Here is a 10,826-nt window from a genome sequence, read left to right on the forward strand (position 1 = left end):
TGGCGGATGCGCAGCCAGTTGCCGTAGCCGCCCCAGCGCCGGGCCTCGACCACCACGCCGTCGGCGGGGGCCACGACCGGCGTGCCGGTGCCGGCGGCGAAGTCGATGCCCTGGTGCATCTTGCGATAGCCGGCGATCGGATGGCGACGGAAGCCGAACGACGACGAGACGCGGAACCCGCGCTCCAGCGGCGTGCGCATGAAGGCCGAGCGGGTGTTCTTGCCCGTGGCGTCGAAATACTGCGGCTCCTTCGCCCCGGCGGGCTGGAAGCGGTAGAAGGCGACGCCCTTCAGCTCTGCGTACAGCAGGCCGTCGGTGCCGATGGTGCGGCCGTTCTCGGTCACCGTCCGCCCGTAGACATAGGTGAAGTCGTCCGAGGCGCGGATGTCGCGGTCCATGTCGAACTTGTGCGAAAACAGCTGGCCGGCCCTGCGGCGCACGGCGGCGGGGACGCCCTCGCGCTGGGCCGAACGGGACAGCGAGCCCTCGACCTTGCCGTTCAGCACGACGATTTCGTGGGTGACCTTTTCCTCGAGGGCGCGAAGACGCAGGGCGCCGTCGAAGGTGCGCGACACAGTGACCTGGCTGGCCGGGCCGGTGCGCATGGTCAGGCCGATCAGGCGGGGGTCGCCGCGGCCGCCGCGCGGCTTGGCGATGGCGGTCTCGAACCGGAGGCCGGCGCGGATCTCGCTCATGTCCATGGCGTTGGACAGGGTGGCGGCGACGGCGGAGGCTTCTTCCGGCGCGATGCCGGTGCGGCGCACGGCCTGCTCGAAGGTTTCGCCGCGGCGAATCTGGACGGGAATGGCTTCCGGGGCGGTCAGGCCGGCCGGGGTGCCCGCGGCGGCGAACGCCTGCGCCTCGATGGCGGCGAGCTGTGCGGGAGTCAGGGCGGGAACTTCTTCAGCCTGAGCGGGCTGATATACGCGTCCGGCAAGAAGAGCCACCGAGAGCGCCGCGACCGCCGTGAGAGCGTGAGGCGCGAGCCGCATCGGTTGGCGACGTGGATCGAACTGAGCCATCGGTCCCCGATATATGACGACGCCCACCGGCGCCCAAGCCACTAAAAGCAAGGATCGCGCCTGGAGAAGCCCCCCGACGCGAGACAGGCCCTATAGCCCGACATTCCCATCATGGGAAGCGAGTTCGTTACAGACCGTTAACCGGTGAAATCGCCAACGGTAAAGCCCGGGCCGAACGGCAGCTTATCGCGGGGATCGAACAGTGTATTGACGGCGTTTCGTGCAGGTTTCGGGAGCAGTTCGCCGCCTCCGCCTTGATATCGCCCTTGCTGCATTCAAAGTGGCTGATGCGCCACTGTGCTGTGTTTCCCCAGTCACGCCTGCTGTGCTGTTTCAGGAGTCCCGTTTGTTCATCGTCAAGGTCACGGCATGAGCGACGCCCCCGCCTCCGCCCCCGTCCGGGCGCCTGCGCGAAAGGGCGGCGGCCCCCGTCGCCTGCTGCTCGGGTTTGGCGTGGCCGTCTGCGTCCTGATCGTGCTGGCGGGACTGCTTTATCTCAACCGCCGCGCCGCCACCCGCCAGGTCCTCGTCGGCTGGCTCGAGCGTCAGGGCGTCCCCGCCGAGGTCGAGATCGAGCGGATCGAGCTCGACGGCCTTGTCGCCAGCGTCCGCATCGGCGATCCGCGCAATCCCGACGCTGTGATCGAACGGGTCGAGGTCGACTACGCCATCGGCGCGCCCTGGTCGAAGGCGGGGCTGGGCGTCACCCCCAGCCGCATCCGTCTGTTGCGGCCCGTGCTTCGCGCCTCGTTCCGGGACGGGAAATTCTCGGTCGGCAGCCTCGATCCGCTGGTCGAGCGGTTCGCGGGCCGTCCGCCGCGGCCGGACTCCCGCGGGCCGCTGGTGCTGGTCGAGCAGGGCAGGGTGCGCCTGGATACCGAATACGGCCCGGTCGCGATCCTCGGCGACGCGCGCATCGACGACGGCAAGCTGATCCGGCTCAGCGGCCGGATGCCCGCGGCCGACCTCAAGAGCGGCGGGATCGAGGCGCGCGCCTTCGCCGCCACCCTCGCCGTCACCACGACCGGCGACCGCGTGGCCGTGAATGCCGTGGCCTCCGCCGACAGGGCGGCCCTTCCCGGTTTCGCGGGGGCGGACGCCCGCCTGACGTTGACGGGCGATCTGCCCTATCCCGATCTGGAGCGCCGTCGCGGCGACGGACGCGCCCGGGTGGACATCGGCCTCGTCGCCGCCCGGTTGAACACCGGAGACATGACAGCCCGCGACGCCGTCGCCAGGGTCGGTTTCGACGGCCAGACCACGGGATGGCTCGAGACCTTCCGGGTCGAGGGCGCGGCCGACGCCGATTTCCGCGCGGCCCGGCTGGACGGTCCGGATGTGGACGCGACAGCGGCGGCCCTGCGCTGGACCGACGCCCGCGCCGTTCTCGCCCGGGACGACGCTGGTTTCGGCTGGCGCATCGACGGCCCCGCCCGGATCTCGGCCGCCCGCGCCGTGGGGGCCGGGCTGGACGGCTCCGGGGTGACGCTGACATCAGCCCGGCTGACGGCGGGGGGCCGTGACTCCGCCGTGGAGGTCAACGGCCCCTTGGGTCTCGCCGCGGATCGGCTCGGCTGGGGCGACCTGTCGTTGACCGCGGCCCGGGGCGGCGCCGATCTCGAGCTCGTGTCGGATGGGGGTCTGCGTCTGCGGGTCTCCGGCGGACTGCGCGCCGCCCGGGGCGCCTGGCCGCTGTTCGGCCCCGCGGCCGGCGACGACGGGGCCGATCTGGCGGAGATGAAGCGCGCTCTTGGCGCTTTCGCGGTCGACATTCCCGCCTTCACCCTGGTGTCCGGCGACGGCGGGACCCGGGTGACGCTCGACCGGGCCGCCACCCTCAGCCCGGCCAATGGCGGCGTGCTGACGCTCCGCGCCGGCAACGGCCCGATCTTCGCCGCCGCGCGCGGACAGTCGGGCGGCGGCGCCCTCGCCCTGACAGCGACGCGCGGCCGCGGCCTGCCCGAGGCGAGCTTCGCCATCCCCGCCTGGCGGCTGACGCCCGACGGCTTCACCGCAGACCTCGACGGTCGCGCCGCCCTCGACTTCGAGCTGGCGCGCGGGATTTCGCTCGACACCCGCGGACGGCTGACCTCGTCCGGCGGTCGCATCACCTATGTGGCGGCGGGGTGCACGCCGCTGACTGTCGAACGGCTGGAGCTCGGCGAGAACGATGTCGTCGACGTGTCCGGCCGCGCCTGCCCCATTGATCGCCCTTTGGTCAGCATCGCCGGCGGACGCTGGCGGGCCGACGGCGCCCTCGCCGGTCTCGACGCCTCGGCCCCCTTCCTCGCCCTGCATTTCCGCGACGCCGCCGGCCGGTTCGCGGCGACGGGCGGTCCATCCGGCCTCGGTCTCGAGACCCGCGTCGACCGCGCGACCGTCGAGGACGCCACCGCCCCGCTGCGTTTCAACCCGCTCACCGCGGCCGGCTCGGCGACGCTGGCGAACGAGGACTGGACCGGGGCCTTCGACCTGTCCCGCAACGGCATGGCGCTGGGCGCCCTGACTCTCGCCCATGATGGTCCGTCGGGCGCCGGGGGGCTGACCATCCACGCCCCGTCCATCGTGTTCGCCGAGGGCGGCCTGCAGCCGGTCGATCTCAGCCCGCTGGCCGGCGATTTCGCGGCCTCTCCAGCGACCGGATCGGTCGCCTTCCAGGGCCGCGTCGACTGGCTGGCCGAGGCCGAGGGCTCCAGCTCCGGCCGCCTGACCATCCCCGACCTCGACTTCGTCAGCCCGGCCGGCCCGGTGAAAGGGCTGAAGGGAACCGTCGACTTCATCAGCCTGGCCCCGCTGGTCACCGCCCCCGGCCAGCGACTGACCGCCGACCTGCTCGAATCCGTCGCGCCCCTGACCGACATCGAACTGACCTTCGGTCTCGACAAGTCCGCGGTGACCGTCGAGGGCGGCGATCTGACCGTGGCCGGCGGCGTCATCCGCCTCGAGCCCTTCGCCCTGCCGCTGGACCGCAGCCAGCCCTTCAGCGGCGTCATCGTGCTGGAGAAGGTCCAGCTGGGCGAGGTCATCGCCGGCTCCGGTTTCGGCGACAAGGTGGCGCTGGACGCCGTGGTCTCGGGCCGTCTGCCGTTCACCTCCGATCCGAAAGCCGGCATCCGCATCGCCGGCGGGACCCTCGCCGCCGTCCAGCCCGGCCGCCTGTCGATCCAGCGCGAGGCCCTCAGCGGTCTGGAGGCCGGCGGGGGCGGCGAGGGCGTGCCTCCGAACACAGTGCAGGACCTGGCCTACCAGGCCATGGAGAACCTGTCGTTCGACATCCTCTCGGCCGAGGTCAACAGCCTCGACGAGGGCCGCATCGGGGTGCTGTTCCGTATCCGGGGCCGCCACGATCCGCCGCAGCACCAGGAGCTGCGCATCAGCATCGCCGAGTTCATCAGCCGCGAATTCCTCAACCGCGAACTGCCGCTGCCGTCGGGCACGGGAATCGACCTGACGCTCGACACCACCCTCAACCTGAACCAGCTGATCGGCGACCTGCTGGAGCTGAACCGCGCCCGCAACGGCGCCCCGTCCGCCGCAGCCGCGGCGCCCGAGCGGACGGACCCCGTGCCCACGCCTTGATCGCGCCCTCCCGGCCGTTCAGAACCCGTTCACCCTGTGCGGCGTTAGATCGTCGCAGATCAATACCGGAGACCCCCGCATGACCCGGACGCCCGCACGCCTCGCCCTGATCGGCCTGATCGCCGCCGTCGGCGCGAGCGCCTGCACGCCCACGGTCCGGCTGCAGGTCGATCCGATCCAGATCTACGCCAAGCTGGACGCCGACGTCCGTATCCGTCTCGACAAGGAGCTTCAGGACCTCCTCGTCGAGAACCCGAACCTGTTCTGATGCGAAAGCCGCTTCCGATGATGTCCTTCCGCAAGCTCTTCGTCATCACCGCCGCCGTCGCCGCTCTCGGCGTCGCCGCCGGCGCCGCCTTCGCCCAGACCGCGGGGCAGAAGGCGATGATCGACGCCGCCAAGGCTCAGGGAACCGTGGGCGAACAGGCCGACGGCTATCTCGGCTTCCGCCAGCCCTCGTCCGATCCGGCCCTGACGCAGGCCGTGACGGTGACGAACAACGCCCGGCGCGAGGCTTACGCCAACAGCGCCCGGACCGCCGGAACCACAACCGAAGTCGCCTCCGCCCGCGCCTTCGAGACCATCGTGCTGCCGCGCATCAGCTCGGGCCAGTGGTACCGCAACGCCCAGGGCCAGTGGGTCCAGCGCTGATCGCCTGCGACGGTTTGCGAGCCCCGTAGTTCTACGGGGGTGTGTCGGACTCCGCGCCCGGGGTAGGGTGCAGGATGACCCTTTTTCGCACTTCCCTCATCGCTGTCGGCGTCGCCGTCGCGTCGATCGCAGGCATCAGCTGGGCGTGGACGGCCATCGGCGGCGGCTCCATGCCGATCCACGGCTTCATCGCCCTGTCGCTGGGCATTCTGGGCACCGTGGCCCTCGCCTGGATTCTGATGGCCCTCGCCTTCCGGTCCGACAGCGAAGGCTGGGACGACCGCGCCGACCGTACGGGCAGCGCCGACGTCACGACCCCGGACAAGCCTTGAGCCGGACCCCGTCGCAGGCGATAGGTCGCGAATGACTGACGCTTCCGACACGCCCGCCTCCGTGATCACCTACGCCGGCTACCTGGCCCTCGACGACCTGCTGGCCGCGCAGCATCCGATCTCGTCCGAGCACGACGAGATGCTGTTCGTCGTCATCCACCAGACCAAGGAGCTGTGGCTCAAACAGATCCTGCACGAGGTGGCCCAGGCCCAGGCGCTGGTCCGCGCCGGTGATCTGGTTCCGGCCTACAAGAGCCTCGCCCGCATCAGCCGCATCCAGGCGGTGATGACCATGAGCTGGGACATCCTCGCCACCATGACGCCGGCGGACTATCTGCGCTTCAGGGGCGTGCTCGGCTCGTCCTCCGGGTTCCAGAGCGACCAGTTCCGGCGCTTCGAATATATGCTCGGCCTCAAGGACGACCGCTTCCTGCGCTTCCATGAGGAGCGGCCCGACGCCCACGCCGCGCTCAAGGCGGCGCTGGACGCGCCCAGCCTGTACGACGACGCCCTGGCCCAGCTGGCGGCCGCCGGCCTGCCTGTGCCGTCCGAAGTGCTGAACCGCGACGTCAGCCGGCCGTACGAGGCGTCCGAAGGCGTCGAGGCCGCCTGGCTCGAGGTCTACCGCGACACCGCCCGATGGTGGCCCTTCTACCAGCTGGCCGAGAAGCTGGTCGATCTCGACGACGCCCTGCTGACGTGGCGGCACAAGCACGTTGTCACTGTCGAACGCATCATCGGCCGCCGCCGCGGCACCGGCGGCACCGAGGGCGTCGCCTATCTGACCGAGACCCTGCAGCGCCGCTGCTTCCCCGAGCTGTGGTCGCTGCGCACCAAACTCTGAGCCCGGCTGGCGGCCGATCCTTCGCTGGGCGAGGCTGCAACCCACGGCGAACCGCGGCGGTTGTGCGGGCGCCTGCTTCCCTTTGCGAGGAGCCCCCATGAACCGTCTCGCGACCGTCCTGCCTGCACTCCTCGCGCTCGCTGCCTGCGATCCGGCCCCGGTGGAGAACCGTCCGGCCGGGCCGCCGCCCGCGCCCTCGAAGGCGCCGCCGGCCCCGCCGGCGGAGACGCAGCCGGCGGAGGCCCCGGACCAGCTCGCCTTCGTCGACGGGACCAGCCGGGAGCGCCTCCGGCTCGCCTGTCGCGGAGACGGACAGCTGCAGATCACCGTGCCGGGATTCGAGCCGATCGGAAGCGAGGACCGGCTGACCCTCGGGGCCGGCGACGAGGCTTTCGCCCATGTCGCGGACCTCGAAGCGCCGGGTCCCGGGGTGACCGGCGGCGGCCCGGTCGACCGCGATCTGCTCGACCGGCTGGCGCGCGGCGCGCCGGTCCGGGCGGTCTATGGCGCCCAGTCCGTCGGCCCCCTTCAGGCGACCCGGCCGGAGGCGCTGGCGGCCTTCACGGAGCGTTGCCGGGAGGGCCCGGCCGGCTGACGAGGCAACCAACCCGGTCACGGCGGGGTTTAAGCGGCAGAGAACAAGCGGGAATCCCGTCATGTCCAACGCCAATCACCACGACATCCACGTCCTGAACGGTCTGATTCAGACCGCCATCGACAGCGCCGACGGCTACCGTCTGGCCTCCGGCGAGACCGATGATCCGGGTCATCGCGACCTGTTTGGACGCCGCAGCTTTGAGCGCCGCCAGGTCGCCGAGGAGCTGCAGTCGACCGTCCGGGCCCTGGGCGGAGACCCCGCCGCCGAGGGCTCGATCCTCGCCAAGGCCCAGCGCGCCTTCGCCGACGTCAAACACGCCCTGATGCGGGACGAGACCGGCCTGGTCGGCGCGGTCGAAATCGCCGAGGACGCGGTGCGGACCCGTTTCGAAAAGGCCCTTGAGGACAGCCGGATCTCCGCCACGACCCGCGAGACCATTCGCCGGGCCTATTCCCGGGTCAGCGGCGGACGCGACGAGGTGCATGAGCTCCGTCACAGTCTGGAAAGCCGGCGCGACGCGGGCAACTCCCTGTATCCGCACTAGCCGGACGCGAAAAAGGCCCCGGTCTGCACCGGGGCCTTCGTCAATTCAGCTTCGCGAAGCGGCTTACGCTTCGGTGTCGGCGGGGCCCTCGGCCTTGCCGGTTTCCGGAACGACGACGCCCTTGGGCGCGCGGACCGTCTGCTTCTCGGCGATCCGGGCCGACTTGCCGCGGCGATCGCGCAGGTAATAGAGCTTGGCGCGCCGCACGACGCCGCGACGCTTGACCTCGATGGAGTCGATGTTCGGCGACAGGATCGGGAACACCCGCTCCACGCCTTCGCCGAAGGAAATCTTCCGCACGGTGAAATTCTCGTTCACGCCGCCGCCGGCGCGGGCGATGCAGACGCCCTCGAAGGCCTGGATGCGTTCGCGCTCGCCTTCCTTGATCTTGACCATGACCCGCAGCGTGTCGCCGGGCTGGAAGTTCGGGATCTCGCGCTTGGCGATCAGGCGGGCTTTTTCTTCGGCTGCGATCGTCTGCAGGATGTTCATGTCATTCTCCTCGAGCTTTTGCGCTCTTTACCTGTGATTTGGCGGAGTCAGGCTCCGCGGTCGTCTTTGCGAGATGCGCCGCCCAGAGGTCCGGCCGCCGCTCCCGCGTGGTCTTCTCCCGCTGCTCTTCGCGCCATTGTGCGACCTTCTTGTGGTCGCCCGACAGAAGCACCTCGGGTATCTCCAGCCCCTCGAACGTCCGCGGTCGCGTGTACTGCGGATGCTCCAGAAGGCCGTCCTCGAAGCTTTCCGAACTCAGGCTTTCGGCCTGGCCCAGGACCCCGGGGATCAATCGAACGCACGCCTCGATCACCACCATCGCCGCAGCCTCGCCACCGGCGAGCACCGCGTCTCCGACGGAGACCTCCTCGAACCCGCGCGCGTCCAGCACGCGCTGATCCACCCCCTCGAACCGGCCGCAGAGGACGGTGATCCCGTCCGCCCTGGCCCATTCCTTGACGCGCGCCTGGGTCAGGGGCCGACCCCGGGCGCTCATGTACAAAAGCGGCCGTTGCGGACCAGAAACGCTGTCGAGCGCCCGGGCCACCACGTCCGCTTTAAGCACGGCTCCCGGTCCGCCACCCGCGGGGGTGTCGTCCAGGAAGCCGCGCCTATCCTCGCTGAAGCCCCGGATGTCAAGGGTTTCGAGGCTCCACAGCCCCTTCTCGCGCCACGCCGTGCCGATCAGCGAGACGCCGAGCGGCCCCGGAAAGGCCTCGGGAAACATGGTCAGGACGGTGACGGTGAAGGGCGGGCGGGCGGTCATGGCGCGCGCTCATACAGCAAACCCGCCGCCGGAGCGAACCGCGCTCAAGCAGCGAGCGACCGCGTCGCGAGCGTCAGCGCCCTACCGGCGTGACGCGATCCAGCTGTCCACCTGGTCCTCCAGCACGTCCAGCGGCACCGAGCCCGAGCCCAGCACCACGGCGTGGAAGTCGCGGATGTCGAACCGCTCTCCCAGCGCCGCCTGCGCCCGCTGACGCAGCTCCATGATCTTGAGCTCGCCGATCTTGTAGCTGGTCGCCTGCCCCGGATTGGTGATGTAGCGCTCCACCTCCTTGACGATGTCGCGCTCGCTCAGCAGCGAGTTCTGGCGGAAATAGGCGATGGCGTCCTCGCGGCTCCAGCGCTTGGCGTGCAGCCCGGTGTCGGTCACCAGCCGCACCGCCCGCCACAGCTCGGTCGAGAGCCGGCCGAAGTCCGAATAGGGGTCCTGGTAGAAGCCCATCTCCTTGCCCAGCCGCTCGGCGTACAGGCCCCAGCCCTCGGCGTAGGCGCCGTAGCCGCCGAAGCGCCGGAACGACGGCAGGCCCTGCATCTCCTGCGCATAGGCGATCTGGAAATGGTGGCCCGGCGCGCCCTCGTGATAGCTGATGCCCTCGATCTGGGGCTTCAGCACCTGGGTCATGTCCGACAGGTTGACGTAGTAGATGCCCGGCCGCGAGCCGTCGGGCGCCGGCGAGTTGTAGAAGGCGATCGAGGCTGTCGCCTCGCGCCATGGCTCCACCGCCCGCACCTCCAGCGCCGCCTCGGGCAGGTCGCTGAACCACTGCGGCGCGACCGCCATCACCTGGGCGATGAAGGCCCGGCTGTCGGTCAGATACTGCTCCTTGCCCTCCGGCGTGTTCGGATACTGGAAGCGCGGATCGGTCTTCAGATGCGCGAACATCTCCTGCAGCGAACCCTCGAACCCGACCTGGTCCATGATCGTCTGCATTTCGCCCTGCAGCCGCGCCACCTCGTTCAGCCCGATCTGGTGGATCTGCTCCGCCGTCAGGTCGGTCGTCGTCGAGAGCCGCAGGCGGGCGTTGTAGAATTCTTCGCCCTGCGGCAGCCGCCACACGCCGCCGTCCCGGTCCGGCATGGCCGCCGCCTGCTGCTGCACCTCGGCCAGCGCCGTCAGCACATGCTCATAGCCCCGCTTCCACTCGCCGGTCAGCGCCTCGCGCCCCGCGGCCAGCAGCCGCGCCTTCGTGGCCTCATCCGTCTGCAGCGCCGCGACCTTCTTCTGGAAATCCGCCCACACCGGATTGTCGGCCCCGTCGTCGAACGGCGCCCCGGCGATGATGTTGCGCGTGTTGGCGATCGACGGCTCGAACACGAAATTCGGCGAGATGACCCCCGCAGCCGCCCGCTGGCGCAGCTCGGCCGCGATCTCGCCCATGACCCGCTCGGAGTCCTTCAGCCGCGCCACATAGGCCTCGGCGTCCTCGACGCTGTCGACCCGGTGGTTGTTGATCATGAACACCGGAAGGCCGGTGGTCGGATTGCCGTTCGCCGCGAACTGATAGCCCCAGTCGCGCCAGCGGTTCGACAGCCGCGCCTGCTCGACCCCGTATTCGAACAGCCGCCACGACATCCGGCTCTCGTCGCTCAGCGCCTTCGGATTGAACTGGTCGTTCAGCTGCGCGACCTGACGCTCCATCAGCGCCAGGCTCCGATCGGCCGCCGCGTCGGTTGTGTCGTCCAGCTTGTCGTAGTCCCGCTTGATCCCCAGCGCGGTCATCGATTGCGGCGACAGGGCGATCCGCTCCTGGAACGCCTGTTCGAAGAAGGCCGCCAGCCGCGCGTCCTCGCTCTGCGCCTCGGCCGCCGGTTGCGCATGGTGCTGCGCGTGCCCGGCGGGGGCGTCCTGCGCCGCCGCGACGTGCGGCCCCGCCAGCAGGGCGACGGCGCAGACGGTGGAAACGAGCAGACGACGCATGGAAACCCTCCCGGAAAACTCAGCCCGGGACCATCGACGGTCGTGGAGCGCGGCGCAAGT

General features: G+C 70.4%; 11 protein-coding genes. 7 read left to right on the top strand and 4 right to left on the bottom strand.

Annotated elements, in window-relative coordinates; all coding sequences use genetic code 11:
* A partial coding sequence (locus V6M45_RS06515) for a M23 family metallopeptidase (protein WP_332654834.1) occupies positions 1-947 on the bottom strand: 947 nt, incomplete at its 3' end.
* Between the two features lie 444 nt (positions 948-1,391).
* On the opposite strand from V6M45_RS06515, the gene V6M45_RS06520 reads away from it, so the two are divergent.
* From V6M45_RS06520 to V6M45_RS06550, 7 genes are all read left to right on the top strand, one after another.
* On the top strand, positions 1,392-4,601 hold the full coding sequence (locus V6M45_RS06520; protein ID WP_332654835.1) for an intermembrane phospholipid transport protein YdbH family protein: 3,210 nt from the start codon (positions 1,392-1,394) through the stop codon (positions 4,599-4,601).
* Positions 4,602-4,680: 79 nt separating this feature from the next.
* The gene (locus V6M45_RS06525) at positions 4,681-4,869 is read left to right on the top strand and encodes a YnbE family lipoprotein (RefSeq protein ID WP_332654836.1); all 189 of its coding nucleotides are present in this window, start codon (positions 4,681-4,683) and stop codon (positions 4,867-4,869) included.
* On the top strand, positions 4,869-5,252 hold the full coding sequence (locus V6M45_RS06530; RefSeq protein ID WP_332654837.1) for a YdbL family protein: 384 nt from the start codon (positions 4,869-4,871) through the stop codon (positions 5,250-5,252). The genes V6M45_RS06525 and V6M45_RS06530 overlap by 1 nt, the downstream gene beginning before the upstream one ends.
* A 74-nt stretch (positions 5,253-5,326) precedes the next feature.
* Positions 5,327-5,584: a hypothetical protein gene (locus tag V6M45_RS06535; protein WP_332654838.1), complete on the top strand. Its 258-nt coding sequence runs from the start codon at positions 5,327-5,329 to the stop codon at positions 5,582-5,584.
* A gap of 31 nt (positions 5,585-5,615) precedes the next feature.
* Positions 5,616-6,428, top strand: a complete 813-nt coding sequence (locus V6M45_RS06540) for a tryptophan 2,3-dioxygenase (RefSeq protein ID WP_332654839.1) — start codon at positions 5,616-5,618, stop codon at positions 6,426-6,428.
* Between the two features lie 97 nt (positions 6,429-6,525).
* Positions 6,526-7,023, top strand: a complete 498-nt coding sequence (locus tag V6M45_RS06545; RefSeq protein ID WP_332654840.1) for a hypothetical protein — start codon at positions 6,526-6,528, stop codon at positions 7,021-7,023.
* A 61-nt stretch (positions 7,024-7,084) separates the two neighbouring features.
* Entirely contained in the window at positions 7,085-7,570 is a 486-nt protein-coding gene (locus tag V6M45_RS06550; RefSeq protein ID WP_332654841.1) for a PA2169 family four-helix-bundle protein, read from the top strand.
* 63 nt (positions 7,571-7,633) lie between these two features.
* On the opposite strand, the gene rplS is transcribed toward V6M45_RS06550, so the two are convergent.
* From rplS to V6M45_RS06565, 3 genes are all read right to left on the bottom strand, one after another.
* On the bottom strand, positions 7,634-8,062 hold the full coding sequence (gene rplS / locus V6M45_RS06555) for a 50S ribosomal protein L19 (protein ID WP_324797698.1): 429 nt from the start codon (positions 8,060-8,062) through the stop codon (positions 7,634-7,636).
* Position 8,063: 1 nt separating this feature from the next.
* Complete coding sequence (gene trmD / locus V6M45_RS06560; RefSeq protein ID WP_332654842.1) at positions 8,064-8,828, bottom strand: tRNA (guanosine(37)-N1)-methyltransferase TrmD; 765 nt, start codon at positions 8,826-8,828, stop codon at positions 8,064-8,066.
* An 81-nt stretch (positions 8,829-8,909) separates the two neighbouring features.
* Positions 8,910-10,766: a DUF885 domain-containing protein gene (locus V6M45_RS06565; protein ID WP_332654844.1), complete on the bottom strand. Its 1,857-nt coding sequence runs from the start codon at positions 10,764-10,766 to the stop codon at positions 8,910-8,912.
* Positions 10,767-10,826: the final 60 nt, after the last annotated feature.

The sequence above is a fragment of the Brevundimonas sp. genome, assembly GCF_036676055.1.
Lineage (GTDB): Bacteria > Pseudomonadota > Alphaproteobacteria > Caulobacterales > Caulobacteraceae > Brevundimonas.

Excerpts from the sequence above, each read along its gene's own strand:
- V6M45_RS06520 (WP_332654835.1), top strand. The coding sequence starts at position 1,392 with ATGAGCGACGCCCCCGCCTCCGCCCCCGTCCGGGCGCCTGCGCGAAAG.
- V6M45_RS06525 (WP_332654836.1), top strand. The coding sequence starts at position 4,681 with ATGACCCGGACGCCCGCACGCCTCGCCCTGATCGGCCTGATCGCCGCC.
- V6M45_RS06530 (WP_332654837.1), top strand. The coding sequence starts at position 4,869 with ATGCGAAAGCCGCTTCCGATGATGTCCTTCCGCAAGCTCTTCGTCATC.
- V6M45_RS06535 (WP_332654838.1), top strand. The coding sequence starts at position 5,327 with ATGACCCTTTTTCGCACTTCCCTCATCGCTGTCGGCGTCGCCGTCGCG.
- V6M45_RS06540 (WP_332654839.1), top strand. The coding sequence starts at position 5,616 with ATGACTGACGCTTCCGACACGCCCGCCTCCGTGATCACCTACGCCGGC.
- V6M45_RS06545 (WP_332654840.1), top strand. The coding sequence starts at position 6,526 with ATGAACCGTCTCGCGACCGTCCTGCCTGCACTCCTCGCGCTCGCTGCC.
- V6M45_RS06550 (WP_332654841.1), top strand. The coding sequence starts at position 7,085 with ATGTCCAACGCCAATCACCACGACATCCACGTCCTGAACGGTCTGATT.
- rplS (WP_324797698.1), bottom strand. The coding sequence starts at position 8,062 with ATGAACATCCTGCAGACGATCGCAGCCGAAGAAAAAGCCCGCCTGATC.
- trmD (WP_332654842.1), bottom strand. The coding sequence starts at position 8,828 with ATGACCGCCCGCCCGCCCTTCACCGTCACCGTCCTGACCATGTTTCCC.
- V6M45_RS06565 (WP_332654844.1), bottom strand. The coding sequence starts at position 10,766 with ATGCGTCGTCTGCTCGTTTCCACCGTCTGCGCCGTCGCCCTGCTGGCG.